The sequence below is a fragment of the Aliiroseovarius sp. D2-2 genome (assembly GCF_055809455.1).
The window spans coordinates 2,286,257-2,310,154 of sequence record NZ_CM147913.1 but is presented as its reverse complement, the minus strand read 5'-3'; the positions used below and the strand labels follow the sequence as shown (position 1 = coordinate 2,310,154).

General features: G+C 57.0%; 25 protein-coding genes, 1 tRNA gene and 1 pseudogene. 11 read left to right on the top strand and 16 right to left on the bottom strand.

The window, feature by feature from the left end; all coding sequences use genetic code 11:
• The first annotated feature begins 127 nt into the window (after positions 1 to 127).
• The gene (locus AC0L6A_RS11385; RefSeq protein ID WP_473290117.1) at positions 128 to 1,396 is read left to right on the top strand and encodes a divergent polysaccharide deacetylase family protein; all 1,269 of its coding nucleotides are present in this window, start codon (positions 128 to 130) and stop codon (positions 1,394 to 1,396) included.
• 2 nt (positions 1,397 to 1,398) lie between these two features.
• On the opposite strand, the pseudogene AC0L6A_RS11380 reads toward AC0L6A_RS11385, so the two are convergent.
• The 6 genes and pseudogenes from AC0L6A_RS11380 to AC0L6A_RS11355 form a co-directional block, all read right to left on the bottom strand.
• A pseudogene (locus AC0L6A_RS11380) lies at positions 1,399 to 1,825 on the bottom strand (cupin domain-containing protein).
• A 7-nt stretch (positions 1,826 to 1,832) separates the two neighbouring features.
• Positions 1,833 to 2,609, bottom strand: a complete 777-nt coding sequence (locus AC0L6A_RS11375) for a hypothetical protein (RefSeq protein ID WP_473290115.1) — start codon at positions 2,607 to 2,609, stop codon at positions 1,833 to 1,835.
• A gap of 86 nt (positions 2,610 to 2,695) precedes the next feature.
• Positions 2,696 to 3,202: a GNAT family N-acetyltransferase gene (locus tag AC0L6A_RS11370; protein WP_473290113.1), complete on the bottom strand. Its 507-nt coding sequence runs from the start codon at positions 3,200 to 3,202 to the stop codon at positions 2,696 to 2,698.
• Between the two features lie 37 nt (positions 3,203 to 3,239).
• Complete coding sequence (gene eno, locus AC0L6A_RS11365) at positions 3,240 to 4,514, bottom strand: phosphopyruvate hydratase (protein ID WP_473290112.1); 1,275 nt, start codon at positions 4,512 to 4,514, stop codon at positions 3,240 to 3,242.
• An 82-nt stretch (positions 4,515 to 4,596) separates the two neighbouring features.
• The gene (locus tag AC0L6A_RS11360) at positions 4,597 to 5,469 is read right to left on the bottom strand and encodes a DMT family transporter (protein WP_473290111.1); all 873 of its coding nucleotides are present in this window, start codon (positions 5,467 to 5,469) and stop codon (positions 4,597 to 4,599) included.
• A 100-nt stretch (positions 5,470 to 5,569) separates the two neighbouring features.
• Complete coding sequence (locus AC0L6A_RS11355) at positions 5,570 to 5,986, bottom strand: Fur family transcriptional regulator (RefSeq protein ID WP_473290109.1); 417 nt, start codon at positions 5,984 to 5,986, stop codon at positions 5,570 to 5,572.
• A gap of 169 nt (positions 5,987 to 6,155) precedes the next feature.
• Here AC0L6A_RS11355 and AC0L6A_RS11350 point away from each other — a divergent pair, with 169 nt between their 5' ends.
• Positions 6,156 to 6,818, top strand: a complete 663-nt coding sequence (locus AC0L6A_RS11350; protein WP_473290107.1) for a TetR/AcrR family transcriptional regulator — start codon at positions 6,156 to 6,158, stop codon at positions 6,816 to 6,818.
• Here AC0L6A_RS11350 and AC0L6A_RS11345 read toward each other — a convergent pair.
• The 6 genes from AC0L6A_RS11345 to xth all read right to left on the bottom strand — a co-directional run bounded on the left by AC0L6A_RS11345 (position 6,808) and on the right by xth (position 11,875).
• Entirely contained in the window at positions 6,808 to 7,644 is an 837-nt protein-coding gene (locus AC0L6A_RS11345; protein WP_473290106.1) for a PhzF family phenazine biosynthesis protein, read from the bottom strand. The two genes, AC0L6A_RS11350 and AC0L6A_RS11345, sit on opposite strands and share 11 nt — an antisense overlap.
• Positions 7,644 to 8,906, bottom strand: coding sequence for a cation:proton antiporter (locus AC0L6A_RS11340; protein WP_473290104.1), 1,263 nt, complete (start codon positions 8,904 to 8,906; stop codon positions 7,644 to 7,646). The genes AC0L6A_RS11345 and AC0L6A_RS11340 overlap by 1 nt, the downstream gene beginning before the upstream one ends.
• Before the next feature lie 90 nt (positions 8,907 to 8,996).
• Complete coding sequence (locus AC0L6A_RS11335) at positions 8,997 to 9,680, bottom strand: endonuclease/exonuclease/phosphatase family protein (protein ID WP_473290102.1); 684 nt, start codon at positions 9,678 to 9,680, stop codon at positions 8,997 to 8,999.
• 24 nt (positions 9,681 to 9,704) lie between these two features.
• Positions 9,705 to 10,151, bottom strand: a complete 447-nt coding sequence (locus AC0L6A_RS11330) for a GNAT family N-acetyltransferase (protein ID WP_473290100.1) — start codon at positions 10,149 to 10,151, stop codon at positions 9,705 to 9,707.
• Positions 10,148 to 11,086, bottom strand: coding sequence for a nucleoside hydrolase (locus AC0L6A_RS11325; RefSeq protein WP_473290098.1), 939 nt, complete (start codon positions 11,084 to 11,086; stop codon positions 10,148 to 10,150). Before AC0L6A_RS11325 ends, AC0L6A_RS11330 begins: the two co-directional genes overlap by 4 nt.
• Before the next feature lie 9 nt (positions 11,087 to 11,095).
• Positions 11,096 to 11,875 (bottom strand): exodeoxyribonuclease III, encoded by a 780-nt coding sequence (xth, locus tag AC0L6A_RS11320; RefSeq protein WP_473290096.1) that lies wholly within the window; start codon positions 11,873 to 11,875, stop codon positions 11,096 to 11,098.
• 156 nt (positions 11,876 to 12,031) lie between these two features.
• Here xth and AC0L6A_RS11315 point away from each other — a divergent pair, with 156 nt between their 5' ends.
• A complete protein-coding gene (locus tag AC0L6A_RS11315; RefSeq protein ID WP_473290095.1) occupies positions 12,032 to 12,730 on the top strand; it encodes a GIN domain-containing protein in 699 nt (232 codons plus the stop codon).
• On the opposite strand, the gene AC0L6A_RS11310 is transcribed toward AC0L6A_RS11315, so the two are convergent.
• Positions 12,721 to 13,911: a BaiN/RdsA family NAD(P)/FAD-dependent oxidoreductase gene (locus AC0L6A_RS11310; protein WP_473290093.1), complete on the bottom strand. Its 1,191-nt coding sequence runs from the start codon at positions 13,909 to 13,911 to the stop codon at positions 12,721 to 12,723. The two genes, AC0L6A_RS11315 and AC0L6A_RS11310, sit on opposite strands and share 10 nt — an antisense overlap.
• Positions 13,912 to 14,052: 141 nt before the next feature.
• Between AC0L6A_RS11310 and AC0L6A_RS11305 the strand changes: the two genes are divergently transcribed.
• Entirely contained in the window at positions 14,053 to 14,469 is a 417-nt protein-coding gene (locus tag AC0L6A_RS11305) for a globin family protein (protein WP_473290091.1), read from the top strand.
• 3 nt (positions 14,470 to 14,472) lie between these two features.
• Here the strand turns inward: AC0L6A_RS11305 and AC0L6A_RS11300 are convergent, their stop codons facing one another.
• Positions 14,473 to 14,802 (bottom strand): HesB/IscA family protein, encoded by a 330-nt coding sequence (locus AC0L6A_RS11300; RefSeq protein WP_473290089.1) that lies wholly within the window; start codon positions 14,800 to 14,802, stop codon positions 14,473 to 14,475.
• 134 nt (positions 14,803 to 14,936) lie between these two features.
• Here AC0L6A_RS11300 and AC0L6A_RS11295 point away from each other — a divergent pair, with 134 nt between their 5' ends.
• The 7 genes from AC0L6A_RS11295 to AC0L6A_RS11265 all read left to right on the top strand — a co-directional run bounded on the left by AC0L6A_RS11295 (position 14,937) and on the right by AC0L6A_RS11265 (position 22,592).
• Positions 14,937 to 16,079, top strand: coding sequence for a deoxyguanosinetriphosphate triphosphohydrolase (locus AC0L6A_RS11295; protein ID WP_473290088.1), 1,143 nt, complete (start codon positions 14,937 to 14,939; stop codon positions 16,077 to 16,079).
• 141 nt (positions 16,080 to 16,220) lie between these two features.
• On the top strand, positions 16,221 to 17,942 hold the full coding sequence (gene argS / locus AC0L6A_RS11290) for an arginine--tRNA ligase (protein ID WP_473290086.1): 1,722 nt from the start codon (positions 16,221 to 16,223) through the stop codon (positions 17,940 to 17,942).
• Positions 17,943 to 18,042: 100 nt separating this feature from the next.
• Positions 18,043 to 19,224 carry an SPOR domain-containing protein gene (locus tag AC0L6A_RS11285; RefSeq protein WP_473290084.1) on the top strand — a complete coding sequence of 394 codons (1,182 nt, stop codon included), beginning with the start codon at positions 18,043 to 18,045 and terminating at the stop codon, positions 19,222 to 19,224.
• A 2-nt stretch (positions 19,225 to 19,226) separates the two neighbouring features.
• Positions 19,227 to 20,258, top strand: coding sequence for a glycoside hydrolase family 3 N-terminal domain-containing protein (locus AC0L6A_RS11280; protein ID WP_473290082.1), 1,032 nt, complete (start codon positions 19,227 to 19,229; stop codon positions 20,256 to 20,258).
• Positions 20,245 to 21,039 carry a segregation and condensation protein A gene (locus AC0L6A_RS11275; protein ID WP_473290080.1) on the top strand — a complete coding sequence of 265 codons (795 nt, stop codon included), beginning with the start codon at positions 20,245 to 20,247 and terminating at the stop codon, positions 21,037 to 21,039. The genes AC0L6A_RS11280 and AC0L6A_RS11275 overlap by 14 nt, the downstream gene beginning before the upstream one ends.
• Positions 21,029 to 21,718, top strand: a complete 690-nt coding sequence (gene scpB / locus AC0L6A_RS11270; RefSeq protein ID WP_473290079.1) for an SMC-Scp complex subunit ScpB — start codon at positions 21,029 to 21,031, stop codon at positions 21,716 to 21,718. Before AC0L6A_RS11275 ends, scpB begins: the two co-directional genes overlap by 11 nt.
• Positions 21,719 to 21,800: 82 nt before the next feature.
• Positions 21,801 to 22,592 (top strand): formate/nitrite transporter family protein, encoded by a 792-nt coding sequence (locus AC0L6A_RS11265; RefSeq protein ID WP_473290077.1) that lies wholly within the window; start codon positions 21,801 to 21,803, stop codon positions 22,590 to 22,592.
• 6 nt (positions 22,593 to 22,598) lie between these two features.
• On the opposite strand, the gene AC0L6A_RS11260 is transcribed toward AC0L6A_RS11265, so the two are convergent.
• Both AC0L6A_RS11260 and AC0L6A_RS11255 read right to left on the bottom strand, forming a co-directional pair.
• A complete protein-coding gene (locus AC0L6A_RS11260) occupies positions 22,599 to 23,672 on the bottom strand; it encodes a 2'-deoxycytidine 5'-triphosphate deaminase (RefSeq protein WP_473290075.1) in 1,074 nt (357 codons plus the stop codon).
• 85 nt (positions 23,673 to 23,757) lie between these two features.
• Positions 23,758 to 23,834: transfer RNA gene (locus AC0L6A_RS11255), tRNA-Pro, on the bottom strand.
• Positions 23,835 to 23,898: the final 64 nt, after the last annotated feature.

Below are 23,898 nucleotides of genomic sequence, written 5' to 3'. Positions count from 1 at the left end.
TGCGGCCTTTCGCCAAAGTTGTATCAGAAGGGGTTACGAACGGCCCTTGTCCGGCTATACATGGTCCAGGCAAGCGCCAAGGGTCAAGTGCGGCGCGGGATCAATCGAGTATTTGGGGGTAACAGCCATGGCAAAAGGCTTCCTTGCAGGTGTAATTATGGGCGGAGCTGTATCAGTTCTGGGTTTGGCCATTGTGTCACCCATGCTGCCGCCAATCAAATCGGCATCCATGAACGAGGTTCCGGTCGAGACACTATCTGACACCACCGAGCCCGCAGCGGATACGCCGCCGGTAGAAGAAACCATTGATGAGTCCGAAGCTGCGCCGTCGACAGATCCTGTTGACGAAGCACCGGCGACGGAAGAGGCCACTCCTAACGAACAGCCATCGGATTCCGAGCAAACGGCCCCAATGAGCACTGATGACGATGGTGGCACGGAAGAGCCCGCGACAACACCCCAACCAGTGGCGCCAGAGGTTGGCGCGGAGCCAGAAGCCGCTCCTGACGAGAACGCGCCAGAGGTATCTCAAAGTGAACAAGGTGGATTTGGAACAGCCGTTACGCCGATTGATGATCGTGCAACAGGCGTGACCACAGACCGCCTTCCCAGCATTGGTGGTGAAGGCGCAGTCCCTGATGATGCAACGCTAGACGACCCAGAAGAAGACACCAGCCCTGAACCCGTTCCCGGTCTGGCGCAAAGTGATCTATCGAATTCTCCGTTGGCGATTGAACGCAACGCCGTGCCCCATCCTGCGACAGATGGGCGCCCGCTGATGGCGATTGTCCTGAAGGATATGGGGGAAGCGCGCATGCAGTTGCAGGGGATAGACAACCTGCCCTTCGCGATCAGTGTCGTTGTTAACGTCAATGCACCCGATCTGGATGACGCAATCGCATTTTACCGCGATGCAGGAGCAGAGCTTTTGATTGAAGCGGATCTGCCACCCGAATCAACTCCTGCTGATGCCGAAGTGAATTTCCAAGTGCAGCAACCGAACCTGAACAAGGGGGCCGCTGTCTTTATGTCACCTGAAAGCGGGTTTCAAACCAACGCACCTTTGTCGCGCCAGATTGCCGAAATACTGGTTGTATCGGGGCATGGACTGGTTACGCGTCCTGAAGGTTTGAATACCGGTCATAAGAACGCTTTGAAAACTGGTGTTCCATCTGGTCTGGTCTTCCGTGATCTTGATGGCAACGGACAAGACGGCAAGGTGATCCGGCGCTTTCTGGACAATGCCGCCTTCAAAGCGAGCGTGGGAGATGGTGTAATCTTGATGGGACGCGCTGTGCCCGAAACACTGGCCGCGCTTATAGAATGGAACCTTGGCAATCGCGCGAATTCGGTTGCATTGGTGCCTGTTTCCACGGTGCTTCTGGGTGGAACCTGATTTCAGCGGCGGGGGATGTCGAAACCCTTTGGCGCGAGCGTGAACCCTTCGAATTGGAAGCCCGGCGAAACCGTGCAACTGACCAGAGTGTAGGCTCCGGTTGAACGCGCTGCCTGCCAATGGCCTTTTGGGACAATGATCTGCGGGGCCTGACCTTTCGCTAAGTCGGGTCCAAGGTGATGATCCACTGCAGGCCCCTGATCGCTTTCTGCCATGGATAGGATCAGCGGAGCACCGGAATGATAAAGCCAGATCTTCGGTCGCATCGACCCTGTGCCAGTGGCTGCTTTCCCCCTCTTTCAACAGAAAATAGATGCAGGTGCCCGTGGGCCGTCCATCACTGTCTTGATCCACCCAAGTCTGGCAATAATGCCCACCTTCTGGATGTGGTGTCAGATTTAGGTGGGTGATGATCTGGTCTGGAGTCATAGGGCGCTCATGATTTACTCAGGCTTGCTTTGAGTTCTACAAGGGATTTGCCCAGCCGAAACGGGGCGGCAAAGCTGACCATGCAAAGGGCGATCACTTGCCAAATCAGGATGCTAGCATGCTGCTGCAAGTATTCCCATTCGGCTTTCAATACTCCGACTTCTTTGACAAGCACGTCATAGCTTTGGGCCAAAACGTTGAAGTCACCGGTCACCTCGGGGCGTGATAGCGCCAGAGCAGAGGCGGCTTGTTTGGTTTTCTCATCTTGTGCCGCAAACACAAGGAACCGGTCGATTGAAAAGGCGTCAACATGATCGACGATGCTTTGCATCTCGGCGGCACGGTTTGTTTGATGCTCGCCAAATAGAAAACTTAACCCGGCCAATGGCGCGACGGATTGGGTAACCTCGATGAACAGGGGCAGTTCGGAATTCTTGGCGGTCGAGGCGGACAGAAACTCGATCTTCTCGCACAGCGTCAGCAGATGTGGGTCCGAAGCCCCTTCGCAATAGCGCAACCGGAACCGTGCCGCGTCCCCGTCAAAGGCACGCGTGACCGTATAAGCCACGTCAATTTGCCGGTCCAACCGCGAGCTATCAGACGTGTAAAGCCCGGCGATTATCGCCACCAAAGCACCAATCCCACCCAACAGCACCCAGATCAGGTCAGCCAATTTCCACATTTTGTGGCCGGGCGGTTTGCGAAACAAAAACAATGTGCCGAAGGCCCCAATGGCGAAAAGCATGAGCATGAGGTGAACTTGGTATTGCGCGATAAATGACATGAGCGGAGTTTAGGCGCTGGGCAGGGTAGGGCAACAGGGATGACGAAGATGTCATCCGATGACTGGTGGCGCAGACCCTTCGATTTCTAAAGATCCATTTCAAAGAAAAGCAATTGCCCGTCTGCGATATCGGGCACGTCTTGATAAGGACCGCGAGGTTTGAAGCCCATGGACAGGTAGAGTTTCTGTGCGGACACAAGCGGTTTGGAGGTGTCCATGAGGATACGCTTGTATCCCGTGTTGCGGGCCTGATTGATCAAAGATTCCATCAATGCGTAACCGGCACCTGTGCCGCGCGCGCTGTCCGTCACATAGACGCGTTTGATCTCGGCCGTGCCGGGGGCGAGGGCGTGATACATCCCGCATCCAACAGGCTGTGCGCCTTTCCATGCAAGCCGAATTGCGCCCGCCGGAGCAGCATGTTCATGTTCAAGATTGTCGACGATGCGCTGATATTTTTCAGCAGGATAGACGCTATAAACGATTTTTGCGTCAAACGGGCTGAGTGCCCGCAGGAACTCAAGGTATTCCCAACAAAGACGCCGAACCGCATCAAGCTGGTCCGGCGTTTTCGGGTCTGTGATTTCCAGCATGTCGGGCTCCTTTTCGGGAAGCCTAACATGTTTTCCGTTACTTCAGAATGCTGCGTCCAGCATACTCTGCCGTCGCGCCAAGGCTTTCTTCGATGCGGATCAGCTGGTTGTATTTCGCCAACCGATCAGACCGTGCAAGCGAGCCGGTTTTGATCTGGCCACAGTTGGTGGCGACAGCAAGGTCCGCGATGGTTGCGTCCTCGGTCTCGCCTGAACGGTGCGACATCACGTTGGTCATGCGGGCACGGTGGGCCATGTCTACGGCCTTCAAGGTCTCAGACAACGTGCCGATTTGGTTCACTTTCACCAGCATCGAGTTCGCAGCACCCTTGGCGATGCCTTCGGCCAGACGCTCGGGGTTGGTCACAAACAGGTCGTCGCCAACCAGCTGCACCTTATCACCGATGGCTTTGGTCAGAGCGACCCAGCCGTCCCAGTCGTCTTCGTCCATGCCGTCTTCGATCGAGATGATCGGGTAGTCATCACAAAGCGCGGCCAAATAGGCGGCGTTCTCTTCTGACGACAGCGACTTGCCTTCACCCGCCAGAACGTATTTGCCGTCCTTGTAGTATTCAGTCGCGGCACAATCGAGGGCCAGATAGATATCTTCACCCGGTTTGTATCCGGCTTTCTTGATCGAGTTCATGATGAAATCGAGTGCTTCGCGGGTCGAGCCGATGTTGGGGGCAAAGCCACCTTCGTCGCCGATGCCGGTCGACAGGCCAGCGGCTGCCAGCTCTTTCTTCAGCGTGTGGAACACCTCGGCACCCATGCGCACAGCATCGCGGATGTTTTCCGCAGCGACCGGCATGATCATGAATTCCTGAATGTCGATCGGGTTGTCAGCATGTTCGCCGCCATTGATGATGTTCATCATGGGAACGGGCAAAACGCGGGCCGACGCACCACCAACATATCGGTAAAGCGGCAGGGCCGAGGCATCAGCAGCCGCTTTTGCCACAGCCAGCGACACGCCCAGAATGGCGTTTGCACCCAGGCGGGCTTTGTTCGGCGTTCCGTCCAGTTCGCACATGGCGGCGTCGATGGCTTCTTGCTCGGTCGCGTCAAACCCAACCAGCATGTCGGCGATCTCACCATTCACCGCTTCGACAGCGGCCAACACGCCTTTGCCAAGATAACGCGCTTTGTCGCCGTCACGTTTCTCTACGGCTTCATGCGCGCCTGTCGATGCACCCGAGGGCACAGCAGCGCGTCCCAGCGTGCCGTCTTCCAAAACCACGTCCACCTCAACGGTGGGGTTGCCCCGGCTGTCCAGAATCTCGCGGGCGAAAATATCGACGATGGTGCTCATGTTAGCGCTCCCAATAAGAAGAAAACTTCAGTTGAGGCTCTTTAGCGCGTTGAGCGCGTCACGACAACAGGGCAGGGGAATGTTAGCGCGCGCGGGACTTCTGTTCGCGTAAGAACATGTAGATTCCGGTGCCAATGATGATGGCGGCGCCAAAATAGGTCCACTGGTCGGGTCGTTCGGCAAAGATCAGCATGCCAAGGATCATCGAAAAGATCAGCCGCATGTAGCGAAAAGGCATGATGATGGACGTCTCGGCAATTCGCATCGCTTGCACGATGGCGTAATAGCCCGACACGCCACAGACCACCGCGCCAAGGATATAAGCCCATTCAATGCCAGCGGGCATCACGAAGGGGTCATTGATCGGGGCGAGGATCAAACCGGCGGGAATGACAGATGCAAAGCCATAGAATGCCACGCTAAGCGACGGGATGGATGTGTCCATCTGGCGGGTCAGAAGATCACGCAAAGCGATGCCAAAGACCGCCGCAATGGGTAAAAGAGCAACCATCTGAAAGCTCTCACCCCCGGGGCGAATGATGATCAACACGCCGATGAAGCCAATGGTAATCGCGCTCCAACGACGCCAACCCACCTGTTCGCCCAGAAACAGCGCAGCGCCTGCGGTGATCGCAAGCGGGGTGGCTTGAAACACCGCAGCAACGGTCGACAGCGGGACAAGCGACAGGGCTGTGATGAAGAACATGGCCGACACGGCTTCAGAGGCATTGCGCCACAACATGATGGGTGATCGCATGTCACGGTGAACCAACGGCGCAAGCGTTCCGCGCTGCATATAGGTCATGATGGCAAAGGCAATCATCCCGCCCGCCCCCAGAAAAAGCAGCACCTCGGACACCGGAATGCCGCGCGACATCGATTTGATAAACACGTCTTCCCCGGCGAAAGCCGCCATCGAGAAGATCACTAAGATGATGCCACGAACATTTTGCATTGAAGGTCCCATTCACGCGTCAGGCGACAGAACCCGATAAAAGGATGCGCGACAAGACAGATTTTTGGATAGATGGAATCACGAAATGTGATGAGGTCGATCAGGGCTTCTTGCGGACGCCATACAACTCCAGTCGGTGGCCCTTCAATTCAAAGCCCAGTTTGGCTGCGATCTTTTCCTGAAGCGCCTCGATCTCGGGGTCCAGAAACTCGATCACCTCACCCGTCGACAGGTCAATCAGGTGGTCGTGATGATCGCGGTCCGCACTTTCGTAACGCGCGCGTCCGTCACCGAATTCATTCTTGACCAGAATTCCGGCCTCTTCGAACAGCTTCACGGTGCGATAGACGGTCGCCAGCGAAATGCGGTTGTCCACTGCGGCAGCACGCGCGTGCAGGCCTTCGACGTCGGGATGGTCATGGTGGGCATCTTCCAGCACGCGCGCAATCACACGGCGCTGCTCGGTCATGCGCAGCCCCATGTCTTCACAGCGTTTTAAGATGGATGCGTCTGACATCTGATCCTAGGTCCTTTGTGTTTTGCCTCTTATGCCGCGAAAAGATGGGCAGGCAAAGGGGTTACGTTAAATCCGTCGCCGGGGATTACATTCAACAGAGTTTGCACTAGAAATAGGTGGGGTCGTCATCTGTTTGGCGGGCAAGTCTGGGGTGACAAGGCGACAATACGTGACAGCTGACCAAAACATCAAACGCGCGCGATCTGAAGAGCAGAAGGCCGAACGTCAGGCCGCAATTCTTGCAGCTGCGCGTGTCATGATCGACGAGATCGGTTTTGATCGCGTGACGATGAGCGCTTTGGCCAAACAGGTCGGATTGGCGAAGGGTACGCTATATCTGTATGTGCGGACGAAAGAAGAGCTGTTCTTGCTGTTGTTCGTGCAAGCCATGGAACGAGTTGTGATCCGTTTCAAAGCCGAGGTTCATCCAGGTAGCAACGCGGCACAAATCGCGAAGGGCATTACGGAACAGGCGCAAACAACGCCGCTGTTCTTGCCGATGTTTGCGCGTCTGGTTGCCGTGATTGAATCGAACGTGGCGGATGAGCCTTTGTTCGCGGCCAAAAGACAAATGATGGCTCTGAGTGCGGAATGGGGCGCGCATTTGGCACAGGTCACAGGTGTTGCGCCGGATCGGATTGAAGCGCTGGCACATGCGATCATGATGGCCTTGCAAGGGGCGGCGCAGTTTGATCTGTCTTCCCAACGTGATCCCGCAGGCTTACCTGACGATATCCGCGATGCTTTCTCACGTTACGCGTTTGCACCCAGTTTTGAACCATCAGCCCGTCTGTTGCTTGAAGCTGCGATGGGCGAAGAGCCTAGCGAATAAGCTGACCAGACATCATGCGAACGGCCGATCCGGCCACGGTGACTTTTCCCGGTTCCGCCTGCAACTCGATTTGCGATGGACGCCCCATATCGTAGCCCTGATAAATGGTCAGGGTCTGAGGTGCGCCGCGGGTTTCGCATAAAAGTGCAGCCAGCGGGGCCGCAGCTGACCCTGTGGCGGGATCTTCGGGTATGCCGTCGAGCGGTGCAAACATGCGGGCGTGAAGCGCACCGTCGTCATCTTCCACCCAGGCATACACCGCAAAGTCGTGATTGCCGGGGAACTGTTTGGTTCCTTCGCGCATGGCGTCTGTGTTTGGACTTAGGGCCGCCAGCGTGTCACGGCTATCCAGCTGGGCATAGACAAAATCTCCGCCCAGTGACGCGATTTCCGGCTGACCGACGATCTGTTGCGCCGAGCATCCAATGGCGCGGGCCACAAGGTCAGCTGCCGGCTTACCTTTGCGCTCCAACGGCACCTCGGTCACGAAACTGGCTTGCCCAGCCGCAGCATTTGCGGGCAGGGGGCCGACGCCCAGCTCAAGCACCATGTCCGGGCCATGGCCCATTTCAGCCAGCATAACCGCCGTGCCGATGGTCGGGTGCCCCGCAAAGGGCAATTCCCGATTTGGTGTGAAGATACGAATGCGCGCAGTGTGTTTAGGATCTTCCGGGGGCAACACAAAGGTCGTTTCCGAGAAGTTGAACTCCCGCGCGATCGTTTGCATCTGGGTGTCCGAAAGACCTGTGCCATCCGGAATTACAGCCAGCTGATTGCCGCCAAATGGCGTTTCTGTGAACACATCATAGACGGCATAATCTCGCATCACATTAGCTCCGGTTCGCGGCCGATCCGCGTTGCTATTGGGGCAACTGTCAATCCTTGAACGATGATCGAGAAGATCACGACGATATAGGTTGCGGTCAGGATCAGCGGTTTCCATTCACTGTCGGGCAGGGACAGGGCCAGCGCAACCGAAATCCCGCCTTTCAAGCCACCCCAGGTCATGATCGGGATTACCCCTTTCGAGAAGCTGCGGAAGGGTTTGAGCAACATCACCGGCACCGCCACTGCTGTCAGGCGTGCGACCAAGGCCAAGGCAATTGCGAATGTGCCGGCCATCACCGCGTCCATGGTGAAGGCAACTGCGAAGACCTCGAACCCGATCATCAGGAACAGAACAGCGTTCAGAATCTCGTCGATCAGTTTCCAGAACGCGTCAACATAGTTGCGGGTCTCTTCGCTCATCCCATGTTTTGCGCCCACGTCGCCGATCAAAAGACCGGCACAGACTGCCATGATAGGGGCCGAGAAGTGCAATGCCACCGCCAGTTCATAGCCACCAAAGGCCAGCCCCAAGGTCAAAAGCACTTCAAGCGAGTAGTCGTCGATCCGACGCATAATGCGGAAGGTCAGCCAGCCAAGTGCGACACCCAGAACGGCGCCTCCCACGGCTTCTTGTAGGAACAGCATGACGGCACCCATGGCGGCACTTTCCTCGTGCCCGCCGCCATGACCCCCATGATGTGGAAAGGCCAGTCCGACCAACACAAGAAAGACCACATAACCCACACCATCGTTGAACAGGCTTTCGCCTGCGATCTTGGTTTCGAGTGTTTTCTGCAGGTTGGCCTCGCGCAGGACGCCCAGAACGGCAACCGGGTCGGTCGGTGTGATCAACGCGCCAAAGACAAGCGCGATCAAGATCGGCATGCCGGTGATCCAGCTGAACCCAACACCAACCACCACAGTGGAAAGGGCCACGCCCATTGTGGCCATCAAAAACACCAATCGCCACTGTTCCCGCAGGTCCGAGATCTTGACGTGCAGCGCGCCTGCAAACAGCAACAGACCCAGCATGCCCTCAAGCAGCGCGTCCGAGAAGTCGATGCTGGTTACTTGCGTGCGCACCTGATCCGCGACCCCCAAACCGGGCGCAACCAGATCCAGCACCAAGATCGCAATCGAGGCCGCAAGCGACACAACCAAAATGCCGATGGACGATGGCAGTTTCAAAAATAAGTAGTTGATGGCCCCAAAAAGGCCAGCAAGAACAATCAATAGCGAAGCAATTTGCAGAAAAGTCATTTTTGATCCCGTATGAATTCGCGTCACGTTGATGTGCCTCATAACATGCACATCGCGTGTGACAAACCTTGGAAATTGCGACCGATTTACTCAGTCCGGGACACGCAGCTTGGCCCAGACGGGCAGATGGTCGGACGCGATACGTGCAAGCTTGGACTGATCGACGCCCGCGTCGCGCAGCTCTACCCCTTTGGACGTCGCAACGCGATCCAATGCCGCCACGGGCCGAGAGGCATGATAGGACCGCCCCGGTGTGTGGATGTCGAAATGCACTTCCAGTGGTTCAAAACCACGGCGGGGGGACCATTCGTTGAAATCTCCAAGGATAATGGTTGGCAAGTCGATATGATCGAAGTGACCCGCCAGCGCGCGCATCTGCTGGTGTCGATACGGCCGTAGCAACCCCAAATGCGTGCCGATCACCTGCACCTTCCCGCCGATCCCAACCGAGACGGCGCCGCGTGGTTCCAATCCGGGCAGTTCAAGCGTGCGTACATCGTGGAACGTCAGGCCTTTGCGCACCAGAATTGCATTTCCATGGCTTCCCAAAGAAAGCCCGTTGGATGCAAAGGGAACGGGTGTGAAATCCGTTTCACTGTCGATCATCTTATAAGGCAGCGCGGTTGGGCGTTGACCCAAACGCCGGTCAGCCTCTTGCAAGACAATCACATCTGCATGCAGGTCGTTCAGGACATGCAAAATGCGATGGGGATCGCGTCTGCGGTCAAGCCCAATCGCTTTGCGCATATTGTAGGTTGCGATTTTCAGGTCCATGTCGAAAGTGCCGTGTGGCGAAGGTCAAAACTTATGCGTCATCAAATGATAGCGATTGCGCGACCGAAAGCCCATGCGTTCATAAAGCGCACGCGCGCGTTCATTGTCGTTGTCGACCTCAAGATGCATGGCTTTAATTCCCTGATCTGACAGGGCGCGGACCAAAGCGGCCAGCGCTTCGGACCCCATGCCGCGACCGCGCACTTTCTCGCGCACATAAAGCTCGTCCAGAAACACGTCGATGCCGCCGAACTCGATCGACCAGCCGAAGCTGACCGCCACGTATCCCACCGGGGCAACACGTGGCCCGATCATCCAGATGGCCCCATGTGGCGACCCTTCAAGCAAAGGCATCAGGGCGCCGCGACGAGTGTCGTCATCCTGTTCGATCCCTTCTTCGGCGTGAAATCCCGCCACAAGCGGCATAAGCCGATCCAGATCTTCTGGTGTTGCAAGGCGAAGGCTGCTCATAGGCGGGCGATCCTTTTGGTGAGAAGGTCAAAAAAGCCATCAGCATCAAGATCGCCAATGAATAGGGCATTGGGTTGGGCATCCGTGACGCCCCACCAGTCCGCAACCGTCATGCCCATTGTCAGCTCTGATCCGGTTTCGATCTGGACGTTCACATGCCGACCTGAAAACAGATCGGGTTGGATCAGATAGGCAATCACGGTCGGATCGTGCAACGGCGCACCTTCCGAGCCGTATTTGTGGATGTCGAACCGTTCGAAGAAATCCGTCATCTCGGCCACCGCGTGGCCTACATCACCGGGAAGGGCGCGAAAGGCGTCATTGCGCGCTTTGGTGACCAGCGCTTTGTGGGTCACATCCAGCGGCATTACCACAAGGGGCACACCGGATTGAAAAACGATGTCTGCGGCCTGGGGGTCTACGTAGATGTTGAACTCTGCCGTTGGGGTGACATTTCCTACCTCGAAATAGGCGCCGCCCATCAGGATGATTTCCTGCACGCGGTTTACGATATCCGGGGCACGCTCGAACGCGGTGGCGATATTTGTCAGCGGACCCAACAGGCACAGCGTGACTGTGCCGGGGGCCTCAGTGCGCAGGGTGTCGATGATGAAGTCCACGGCGTGCTGATCTTGAAGTGGCATTTTTGGGTCGGGCAGGTCGGGCCCATCCAGCCCAGTTTTGCCGTGCACATACTCGGCCGTAACCAGATCGCGCCGCAGAGGGCGATCGCAGCCTGCAAAAACTTTGGTGTCAGGTTTTCCGGCCAGTTCACACACGATGCGAGCGTTCTTCGCGGTCAAAGACAATGGTACGTTTCCCGCCACCGCGGTGATGCCCAAAATATCGACGTCTTCAGGGCTGGCCAGTGCCAACAGGATTGCGACGGCGTCGTCCTGCCCGGGATCGGTATCAATAATGATTTTACGCGTCATGACAGCCCTTTACGCGGCAAGTTTAATCCAAATGGGAACGTGATCCGAGGGCTTCTCGCGCCCGCGCACCTCTTTGTCGATCTGGCAGTCTTCCAGCATGTCCGCGCATTCTGGCGACAAAAGGAAGTGGTCGATGCGGATGCCATCATTGCGCTGCCATGAGCCGCGTTGGAAATCCCAAAACGTGTATTGTTCAGACGCGGGGCTGCGGGCGCGGAAGGCTTCGGTTAGGCCAAGGTTCAGGATCTTGCGCCATGCCTCGCGGCTTTCCGGCCTGTAAAGCGCGTCTTCCATCCAATCCTGCGGACGTGCCGCGTCTTCGGGTTGTGGGATAATGTTGTAATCCCCTGCCATTAGGAAGGGCATTTCTTCAGCCAGAAGTCCCTCAGCACGGGCGCGCAGCCGGTCCATCCATGCAAGCTTGTAATCGTATTTTGGCCCCGGAACCGGGTTTCCGTTGGGCAGATACAATCCGCAGATGCGCACGGCGTGATCGCCCACCACGGTGGCCTCGATATAACGGGCTTGTTCGTCCTCGTCGTCGCCCGGCAATCCGCGCGTCACATCCTCAAGCGGCAGCTTGGACAGAAGGGCCACGCCGTTGAAGCTTTTCTGCCCATGCGTTTCGACGTTATACCCTTTGTCTTCAAAGGCTTCGCGGGGGAAGTTCTCGTCAATCGACTTTATCTCTTGCAAGATCGCCACGTCCGGTTGGGCCTCGTCCAGCCAGTCCATAAGCGCAGGAAGGCGTGCCTTAATCCCATTGATGTTGAAACTGGCGATTTTCATAAGGCCTCCGGATGTCATTCAAACCTATGTAAGGGGCAACAGCCATGATGCACAAGCGCGCATCGGATCTAGGCTTGGTCGCGGCGGAAATCTGTCGGGAAGGCTTGAATGTAAATCGAGTAAACATATGTAGAGCCTGTCCATAGGAGAATTCTGATGAAACACATTTTATTGGCAGGGGGCTTTGCCCTGTCCACAACCGCAGCTTTTGCCGACACCAAGAATTTTGACGTGAACCCCTTTGATGAATTGCATGTCAGCGCCGGATTGCAGGTCGAAGTTTCTGCAGGCAAGGCGTTTGAAGTGCGGGCCGAAGGCAAGTCGCGTGGATTGAAGCGTTTGGATGTGAAACAGTCCGGAGACACCATAAGCCTAAGCCAATCCGAGAAAGGCTTGGCGCGGTTTTCACCATTTCTGAAAATGCAGGATGCATCGATTATTGTGCATGTCACTTTACCGGAACTGACCGAGCTTAAGGTGTCGTCTGGATCGCAGGTGTCGGCAGAAGACGGTTTTGCGTCCACATTTTCGGCGCAGATCAGTTCTGGTTCAGCGGTAGATCTGGAAGGGGTCAAGTCAGCGGAAGTCACCGTCAAAGTCAGCTCGGGCTCCTCTGCCACGCTTGATGGGGATTGTGATCGGTTGACGGCGGAAGTTTCGTCGGGGGCGGAACTGCGCGCCAAAGGACTGGAATGTGACACGGCCGACGCACAGGCCAGTTCCGGCAGCTCCATGTCCGTTCACGCAGATCAGGTTGAAGCACGCGCGTCGTCCGGTGCTCGTGTCGATATCTATGGCGCGGTCGAGGTATCAGCCGAAGCCAGCTCTGGTGGCCATATCAAGCGTCACGATTGAGCGATATGTTGTCCGGCGGCATGGGCGCTGGCCCATGCCCATTGGAAATTGAACCCGCCCAGCCAGCCGGTCACATCAACGCATTCGCCGATGAAATAAAGCCCCGGAACGGTTTTTGACATCATGGACTTGCTGTCCAATCCATCGGTGGACACGCCGCCCAGCGTGACCTCTGCCGTGCGATAACCTTCGGTGCCTGATGGGGTCAGCTGCCAGTCGGACAAGCGCGCAACAAGTGCCTCAAGAGCTGCGTCTGATTGGTCCGCAAGGCGCTGGGTCAGATCAAACTGACCCGCCCATTCGGTGGCCAGAAACTCCACAAGCCGCGCGGGCAGGTGGCGGGCCAATTCGGTGGACAATTGGTGGCGCCCCGCGTTTTGGCGCTGGGCGCGCATCTTGTCGAGCAGACCCATATTGTGGACCAGATCGATGTGAACGGCTTCCCCCATCTGCCAATAGGACGAGATTTGCAGGATCGCCGGGCCAGACAGGCCGCGATGGGTGAATAAAAACGCTTCCTCAAAGCTGGCGCGCTCATTCCAGACGCGCACGGGCAACGAAACACCCGCCAGCGCTGCGAACCGCCCATCGGGGAAGGTGAATGGCACCAGGCCTGCGTGCGTTTCGACAATCTCATGGTGGAATTGTCTCGCAATATCATAGGCAAAGCCGGTTGCCCCCATCTTTGGGATCGACTTGCCACCGGTGGCAATCACAAGGTTTTGGCAGGTGAGTGGTCCGCGCGATGTATCCAGCTGAAAACTGTCCTCAGTGCGCGTAACAGTGGCGACGGTTGTCGACAGCGCAAGTTCGGCCCCAGCGTCACGCAATCGGGACGTCAGCATCTCGACAATCTGGGTGGATTTTTCATCGCAAAAAAGCTGCCCCAGCGTCTTTTCATGCCATTTGATGCCCGCTTGATCGACCAACGCGACGAAATCCCATTGGGTAAAACGGGCCAGCGCGGATTTTTGAAAATGTGGGTTCTGGCTCAGGAAATTCTTCGGCTCAGCATACATGTTGGTGAAGTTGCTGCGACCGCCGCCTGAGATGCGGATCTTTTCACCCGGTTTCTTTGCGTGATCAATGACAAGTGTGGCCCTAGCCTTGGCGGCATAGGGTGCTGCAAACAGCCCGGCTGCGCCCGCGCCAATGATGATCGTATGCCAGTCGGATTTCATGGCCGCGTCCTAACGCGTTCTGGGGCCGGGGGGAAGAAAATTGCGGGTTCGGGGCAGTTTCTTAGATGCTGGTCAGAAGTTATTAACTTCAATCCTTCAAGTTTGAGGCAAATCGAATGCTTCAAAGGAAAGGCCGTTGCCATGGATCATCTGACACGCTCGCAATGCCAACACAGTCTGGATTTGCTGGTTGGTAAGGAAGACGCGTTTGCGCAAGCCTTTTTCCCGCTGCTTTTCCAGCGCGCGCCAGAGCTCCGCGTGCTGTTTCCAGCCGACATTGATGATCACGCAGTCCAGATGCAGCTGATTTATCGCATGATCGTCGCGTTTGTTGGGAAAGAGGTCAGCTTGACAGCAGGGCTGCGGTTGATTGGATTTCGGATGGCCATGCGTGGTCTGCATGCGGATCACTGCGAACTGCTTGCCAGCACATTAATTGGCACGCTAAAGCGCCAGCTTGGCAATTCGTGGCAAAGCGACTTCGCCTATGCATGGCGGATTGCGAAAGAAGACGCGTTGGGCGCAATGGAGGTTGGGGCCGGCCTTATGGCAGCCTGAAGTTCACATCGAGAATGATGTGCCACACCCGCACGAAGCGGTGGCGTTCGGATTGTCGATCACAAACCGCGCCCCGATCAGCTCTTCTGTGAAGTCGATCACGGCGCTGGTCAAAAAGGGCAGGGACACTTCATCCACGACCACTTGCTCGCCGCTGCCTTCAAGAACCAAATCACCTTCGGCCGGATCATCCAGCGAAATCTCGTACTGAAAGCCAGAACAGCCACCACCCTCGACCGCTACACGAAGGGCTTTGCCCTGTGCGTTTGCGCCGATCTCGGACAAACGCGCGAAAGCTCGTTCAGTGACTTTGGGGGGCAGGGTCAGGTCCATCGGGAATTCCGTTTCATGTTCACGCCAAAGGGAATATAGGTTGGCCAGACGGGCGCGACAAGACGTCCTGAACATCTGTGATGCAGACGGGACATCTGCATCGCTATTGCGATGACAGGCAGAAAGGGGCAGCCATGCTTGCCAGCTTTGCAACCCAGCCCGGTGGCAGCCGGGGGCGGCTTCATGCGGAAGCGGAAAGCGAATTTCGCGAGCCCTATCAACGGGATCGCGACCGGATCATTCATTCCTCGGGCTTTCGCCGATTGAAGCACAAGACGCAGGTCTTCGTGGAACATGAAGGCGATTATTTCCGTACGCGACTGACCCATTCGATCGAAGTTGCGCAAGTAGCGCGCACAATTGCGGGGGATTTAAGGCTGAACGGTCATTTGACCGAGGCCGTCGCGCTGGCCCATGACTTGGGTCACACACCGTTTGGACATACCGGCGAGGATAAGCTGGATGAGCTGATGGCCCCCTTTGGTGGGTTTGATCACAACGCGCAGGCACTTAGGATCGTGACCTCTCTTGAGCGGCATTACGCAGGCTGGGACGGGCTGAACCTGACATGGGAAACGCTTGAGGGGATCGCCAAACACAACGGCCCGGTGACGGGCGATCTGCCCTACGCGCTGGCTGACTACAACGCGCTGCATGATTTGGAACTGTCCACCCATGCAGGCGCTGAGGCGCAGGTGGCCGCATTGGCTGATGACATCGCATATAACAATCACGACCTGCATGACGGGTTGCGCGCGGGCCTTTTCACCATGGAAGAAATCTCTGAGCTGCCCATCGTGGGGGCTGCGATTTCCGAAGTGGACGGGCTTTACCCGAATCTCGATGCGGGACGGCGGCGGCACGAGGCATTGCGCCGTGTTTTCGGCGTGATGGTCGAGGATGTGCTGATGACCTCCAAGGCTTTATTACAAGAAGCGGACCCCAAAACCGTGGAAGACATTCGCGCACTCGGTCACCCGGTCATCCAGTTCTCGCCAGCTTTGTGGGCTGATTTGAAGGTGATCCGTCAGTTCCTGTTCACACGCATGTATCGTGCTCCGTCCGTGGTGGAAATGCGCACGCAGGTTACCGCAGTGGTCGGTGATCTGTTTGGTCATTTCCTAGCTCATCCAATGGAATTGCCTGATGAATGGTGCCGCGAGATCGAAGCCGCAAATGGGCAGACCGCTTTGGCACGGCTGGTTTCGGATTACATTGCGGGGATGACGGATCGTTTTGCCCTTCAGGAACACGCACGTTTGGGGTTGGACGGGTAGGGGGCTGCCCTGCATGTACATGGTCCGGTTGCTTTAGGATGTTCACAGCTAAAACGCGCCGTTGCTGGGTTCTACTGTCGCATCGCTTGACCTTTGGGGCCGGGGTGCTAGGAGTGCGCCTAAGAGAAAAGGACCAAACCCATGAACCTGTTTGCCGACATTCGCACGCTTGTGATCGACGCCCTGACCACCATGGTCAGCGAAGGCGCTTTGCCCGAAGGGCTGAGCTTTGACAACGTGGCTGTCGAACCGCCCCGCGATGCGGCGCATGGGGACATGGCGACCAATGCCGCGATGGTATTGGCGAAACCTGCCAAAATGAAACCACGCGACATCGCAGACGTTCTGGCGGGCAAGCTGGTGGAAGATGCGCGGATCGATGTTGCCGAAGTGGCTGGACCGGGCTTTCTGAACCTGCGTTTGTCAGCATCCGTCTGGACAGGTCTTGTCGAAGCCGTTCTTGCCGTTGATGGCTTTGGCCGGTCAACCGTGGGGGCAGGGCAGAAGGTGAATGTCGAATATGTCTCGGCGAACCCCACCGGGCCATTGCATGTTGGGCACACGCGTGGCGCGGTGTTTGGCGACGCTTTGGCCAGTTTGCTGGAACTCGCCGGGCATGATGTGACCCGTGAATACTATATCAACGATGGCGGCGCGCAGGTCGATGTGCTCGCGCGGTCAGTTTACCTGCGGTATCTGGAAGCTCACGGCCAAGAGGTTGCTTTCGAGGATGGCACTTATCCCGGCGATTATCTTATTCCTGTTGGCGAAGCGCTGAAAGCCAAGGTTGGCGATGCATTCGTCGGCAAGGGTGAACAGTTCTGGCTGGAAGAGATCCGTGAATACGCGACCGAAGCGATGATGGATCTGATCCGCGAGGATCTGGCGCAGCTGGGCGTGAAGATGGATGTCTTCTATTCGGAAAAATCGCTTTATGGCACAGGTCTGATTGAAAGCGCACTTGAGGCGCTGACCGACAAGGGCTTGATCTACGAAGGCGTGCTGGAGCCACCCAAGGGCAAGAAGCCCGAAGACTGGGAGCCACGCGAGCAGACCTTGTTCAAATCGACCGAGCATGGCGATGACGTGGACCGCCCGGTGAAAAAGTCGGATGGAAGCTGGACCTATTTTGCGCCTGACATCGCCTATCACTATGACAAGGTTGAACGGGGCTTCGACGCGCTGATCGACGTGTTCGGCGCGGATCACGGCGGCTATGTAAAACGCATGAAAGCGGCTGTGTCGGCGCTGTCAGATGGTAAGGTGCCACTGGATGTGAAACTTACGCAATTGGTTAAGCTTTATAAGAATGGCGAGCCGTTTAAAATGTCGAAGCGTGCTGGCACCTTCGTCACGCTGCGCGATGTGGTTGATCAAGTGGGCGCGGACGTGACGCGGTTTGTCATGCTGACGCGCAAAAACGATGCGCCTTTGGATTTCGATTTCGACAAGGTGTTAGAGCAATCCAAGGACAATCCGGTGTTCTATGTGCAATACGCACACGCTCGCGTCCGGTCTGTTTTGCGCAAGGCGCAAGAGCAGGGCGTGACCCTGATCAACACGCCGGATTTGCAGGATGAAGCCGAACTGGCGGTTGCCAAAAAGCTGGCCGAATGGCCGCGTTTGGTCGAGATCGCCGCGCGCACCCATGAACCGCATCGGATTGCCTTCTATCTGTATGAGTTGGCATCCGAATTCCACGCGCTGTGGAACCGCGGCAATGACAATCCCGAGCTGCGCTTCCTTCAGGATGGCAATAATGACTCAACGGCGGCGAAAATCGCCCTGCCGCGCGCAGTGGCCGTTGTCATTTCATCTGGATTGGGTATTTTGGGCATAACTCCGGCCGAGGAAATGCGCTGACAAAGGCGCCCCGGTTGGGTTCGAGTAGAGCAGTTTGACCGGTGCAGGGTGTGTAAAGAGCCATAAGGCCAAGCCCCTCAAATACCGGGTGTGAGGCAAAATGGCAGAAATGAACTGGGGTCAAGGCACCCCACATCCGGCGTATCAAAATCATCCTGACTATGGTCATGCGACCCGTCCTGTGGCCGCACCTACTGCGGCCCCAGCTGTCGGTTCTGCCTATGTGCATCCGGCGCATGGTGGTCCTGCGCTGCAGGCGCCATATGATCAGCCTGATCAGTATGGGTATCACCAAGATCCCGGCTATGCCGCACCTGCTGGCGGGGCTTCTGCCAATGGCAAAGCGGGAAGCCTGATGAACTATGCCGGGGCGGCTGTGTCGTTGGCTTTGATCGTTGGATTGGGCGTTTGGGGATACAAACTGGCCATGCGCGATGTGACTGGCATCCCGGTTGTGCGCGCGCTTGAAGGTCCGATGCGTGTTCAGCCCGTAAATCCCGGCGGCCAATCAGCGGATCACCAAGGTCTTGCCGTAAATGCTGTTCAGGCCGAAGGCGAGGCCTCGGCCCCCGCCGACCGTTTGGTATTGGCCCCTGAACCTGCTTCCCTGACCACTGAAGAAGACATAACTGCCGAAGTTGCCCGCGCGGATACAGACGTAACTGTCCCCGCAGCCGCTATTCAGGCCTATGTCAGAGCGCCCGGAGAAGAAGTTGATCCAGTTGCCGCGGCTTTGGCGATTGCTGAACAGGTCGCCGCGAATGCGCCCGTTCTGGGTGGCGACACCCCAGCACAACCGACCGAGGTCATCGCGTCGCTTGCAGCCACACCCGTTCCGACAGCACCCGTTGTTGAAGAGGCTGTTGCCGCCGCAGTGCCCGGCGTTAAAATCATTCCAGCCTCGGTCCCTGGCGTTAGCAAATCCTTGCGTCCTGCTCTTAGGCCATCGGATCTGAACACCAAAGTCGCGGCCACTGCGCCCAGCACCGCCACGACAGCCACCAAGGAAGTAGATCCTGCGACCTTGGCATCTGGTACACGGCTTGTTCAGCTGGGTGCGTTTGACAGTACAGAAGTTGCCCGCGAACAGTGGGACGTTCTGGCCACCCGTTTCGAGGATTACATGGGCGGTAAGGCCCGGGTGATCGAGAAAGCCCAGACAGGTGGCAAGACCTTCTATCGCCTGCGCGCGATGGGGTTTGCTGATCTGGCAGATGCACGGCGCTTCTGTTCAGTGCTTATGGCGTCCAAGGCCGCCTGCATTCCGGTTGCGACCAGATAATCATGTCACGCCAAGGCGCATATATATTCGGCTGCGAGGGCACGTCCCTATCGCGCGCCGAGCGTGACTTCTATGAGCGTGTGCAGCCTTGGGGGTTCATTCTGTTTGCCCGCAATGTTGAAACGCCAGATCAATTGCGCGCACTAACCAGCGAACTTCGGGGCGCTGTTGGGCGCGATGTGCCCATTTTCATTGATCAGGAAGGTGGCCGCGTTGCCCGCATGGGCGCGCCACATTGGCGTGAATGGCTGCCGGCTTTTGACCAGGTGAAGCTGAACCCAAGGGATTCAGTGCGCAGCTTATATGTTCGTTACCGGTTGATCTCTGACGAGCTTCTGTCCGTCGGAATTGACGGGAATTGTGCACCATTGGCGGATATCGCCACGGCTGATACGCATCCAATTCTGCGCAATCGCTGCTATGGGGAAGACGTTGTTAAAGTGGCCGAACGGGCCGCAAGCGTGGCGCAGGCCCTTCTGGACGGCGGTGTGCTTCCGGTTGTCAAACACATCCCCGGCCACGGTCGGTCGACGCTTGATACACATCTTGAGCTTCCACGGGTTAAAACCAAAGCGAAAGAGCTGGGCTGGTCAGATTTCATGGCGTTTGAGCCGTTGGCCGGTCTACCGCTGGGCATGTCGGCGCATATCATTTTTGAAGACATTGATCCGGACCTTCCCGCGACGCAAAGCCCAGACATGATTGCTCTGATCCGAAATAAGATTGGCTTTGGCGGTCTATTGATGACCGATGACATTAACATGCAAGCGCTGTCGGGGGCGTTGTCTGTGCGGTCGCGTGCGGCCTTAAGGGCCGGATGTGACATCGTTTTGCACTGCAACGGGGTGCTTGAGCAGATGGAAGAGGTCGCAGATGCCTGCGAAGATCTGTCTGGGGATGCACTTTCACGGGCAGAAACTGCGCTTTCGTGGCGCAAACCACCCGTTCCCATTGACATTGACGCTTTGGACGCCGAATTTCAGAGCCTGATGACAGGTCAGGCAGTGAAACAGGCGGGTGATGAGCGAAGCTGAAGAGTTTCAAGAAGATGCGATGTCAGTGTCCGAGCGGTTGGCCGCCGAGGCATTGATTGTTGACGTCGAGGGGTTCGAGGGCCCGCTTGACCTTCTGTTGACTCTGTCGCGCACACAAAAGGTGGATTTGCGCAAAATCTCGGTGTTGGAGCTGTCCGTTCAGTATCTGGCCTTTGTGGAACAGGCGCGTCACCTTCGGATCGAACTTGCTGCGGACTATCTGGTTATGGCCGCGTGGCTGGCGTTCCTGAAGTCGCGGCTTTTGCTTCCACCCGACCCAACCGAAGAAGGCCCGTCAGGCGAAGAACTGGCAGCCCACCTTGCGTTCCAGTTGGAGCGCCTGCAGGGCATGCGCGATTCCGCTGCCAAGTTGATGGCACGTGATCAGCTGGGTCGTGACTTTTTCGCCCGCGGTGTGCCCGAAGATGTGACCCGCGTGCGCCGGGTGACCTACACCGCCACGCTTCTGGACCTGATGCAGGGCTACGCCCGCATTCGCACCAAAGACGAGTTCCGTCCCTTTGTCATGGACCGCGACGCGGTGATGACGATGGAGCAGGCCTTGGACCGTATGCGTGGGTTAATTGGATATGCCGGAGATTGGACAGAGCTGACGTCCTATCTGCCCGAAGGGTGGGAGGTCGAACCGGCCAAACGCCGTTCGGCTATGGCTGCGAACTTTGCTGCCACGCTGGAAATGGCCAAGCGCGGCGAGTTAGAGCTTAGACAGGGCGAGACGTTCTCGCCCATTCAAATCCGCAGGAAATCGAATGACGGATGATGTGATTGGTAATGCGCCCAGTGATGGGCAAGACGAAGCCGCCGCGCGCGAGGAAAGCTTGTTTGAAGCCCCTCCGATGGGCGAACAGGAACGTATGGTGGAAGCCATCCTGTTTGCGTCGGCCGAAGCTGTCAGCGTGAAAGAGCTGGAAGACCGGATGCCACATGGCTGCGATGCGGCCGAGGCCTTGGTCTATCTGCGCAAGCGCTATGAAGGTCGGGGTGTATCGGTCGTGAAGGTGGGGGACGCTTGGGCCATCCGCACAGCACCTGACCTGGGTTACCTGATGCAAAAGGAAACAGTCGAGCAACGCAAGCTTAGCCGTGCGGCCATCGAAACCTTGGCAATTATCGCTTATCATCAACCAGTTACGCGCGCCGAGATTGAAGAAATCCGGGGCGTGTCCGTCAGCCGCGGCACCATTGATCAACTGATCGAGATGGAGTGGATCCGCTTTGGTCGTCGCCGAATGACACCGGGCCGTCCTGTTACTTTTGTGGTTACTCCGGGTTTCCTTGATCAATTTGGCTTGGAAAGTGCGCGCGACCTGCCGGGGTTGAAAGAACTGCGCTCGGCCGGACTTCTGGAAAGCCGTCCACCCCCTGGCACAATGCCTGGGCCTGTCAGTGACGAGGAAGAGGAAAGCGCAGAAGGACAGTCGGAACTGTTCGAGGATTAGACCTGTTGCGTTCGGATCGATCATGGCCCTTTTCGTAGGACAAGGTTAGACGCGTCTGATTTGATCCGCTAACGTCGTGCAAATGAGTGATCCAACGTCCCACGATGCTTATCGCCCGCCTGTAATCGCAGCTCTGATTGAAACCTCAGGCGTGTCCAAAGCGGCCCTTCCTGCAACGCAAATGCTGGTCTTGGCTATTCTGGCAGGGGCTTTCATTGGGTTTGGTGCAGCGGCCTACACAACTGTCATGACCGGGGTCGACACAAGCTTTGGCCCTGCGCGCCTTGTGGGCGGTATCGTGTTTTCCTTGGGGCTGATCCTTGTGATCATCGGCGGTGCTGAACTGTTTACCGGGAACGCATTGATGGTGATGGCGGCGGTGGATGGAAAGATCACACCGGCGCAGCTGTTTCGGAACTGGGGCATTGTCTATCTGGGCAATCTGATCGGTGCAGTAGGGCTGGGGATCGCTTTCGGATTGTCAGGGCTATTGGATGGGCCCGTTGGGGCCACAGCCGTTAAACTGGCCGAAGCCAAGGCGAACCTGACGATTATGGAAGCACTGGTGCGGGGCGCGTTATGCAATGCACTTGTCTGTCTTGCCGTATGGCTGACATTCGCCGCGCGCAGCGTCACCGGGAAAATCCTTGCAATTCTGTGGCCTATTTCCGGGTTTGTGCTGTTGGGGTTGGAGCACTCGGTGGCCAATATGTTCTTCTTCCCACAGGGCTGGGCAGCCGGGGCTAATGTGTCGGCAACTGCGGCGTTTTCAAATTTGTTTTACGTTACAATCGGCAACATCGTTGGTGGCGCGTTTGGCGTAGCACTGGCCTATCGGCTTGCCTATCTGGGCCCACGCCAAGCTGGCGACTAAAGCGTTCTACCGGAAATGCTTCGACAGTTTCAGACCTTGGCCCTGATAGTTCGACTTGATGTCGACACCGTAAAGGGCCTCGGGCATTTCGCTCATTTTTTCATAGACCAATCGACCGACGACTTGTCCGTGCTCAAGCACAAAGGGGGCTTCGTGGCAGCGGACTTCCAATACGCCGCGTGAACCCGATCCCCCAGCCGCGTCATAGCCAAATCCAGGGTCAAAGAAGCCTGCATAATGCACGCGGAACTCACCCACCATGGCAAGATAGGGGGCCATTTCGGCGGCGCAATCGGGTGGGATCGCAATCGCCTCGCGACTGACAAGGATATAGAAAGCGCCGGGGTCAAGGATGATGCGGCCCTCGGTGGTCCGGACCTCTTCCCAGTACTCGGACGGATCGTAATGGGCCAGTTTCGACAAATCCACAACGCCTGTGTGCCGTTTGGCGCGGTAGCCCACCAGATCGCCCTCGGCGGGCTTCAGGTCAACCGAGAATCCCAATCCATCTGATATCACCGGATCACCCGAAACAATCGGGTTGCGATCGTGTATGGCGCGCAGTTCTTCATCCGATAAGATCGTCTTTCCTTGGCGGAAAATGATCTGGTTCAGAAGTTGGCCGGGTTGGGCCACCACCGAAAAGCTTTGTGGGCAAAGCTCGGCGTAGAGCGGGCCGTCATAGCCTTCGGGTACGCGATCAAATTCGATCCCTTGATCGGTGATCACGCGGGTCATTAGATCGACACGACCGATCGAGCTTTTGGCACTGGCTGCCGCGGTCATACCTTCGGGCAGGTTCACGCGTTCCATCAACGGAATCACATAGACGCAGCCCTTTTCCAGAACGGCACCACCGGTCAAAGACAGCTCGTGCATTGTCAGCTCGGACAGGCGATCCGCCACAGTGGCGCCCTTGCCTGGAAGGAACGAGGCGCGCACGCGATAGGCTTTTTCGCCCAAGCGCAGATCAAGTGACGCGGGTTGGATCTGATCATTAAGAATCGGAGAGGACGCGGAAATTCCGCCTTCTGTGATCATCTGTTTGATCTGATGATCCGCCAAGACACCGGATTTCATGGCGTTCCTCCTTCGCCGCAGACCGAAAGACGGCCTGTTAGATACAAAAACACCCGCCCGAATGCCGGGCGGGCGGTTTTTGAATTGGTCGGGCTAGCAGGACTCGAACCTGCGACCTTCCGTCCCCCAGACGGACGCGCTACCAGACTGCGCCATAGCCCGACTGAGGCTCTTACATAGTGATTTTCACGGGCAGGGCAAGCGGGAAAAGCCGGGAAATCGCGCA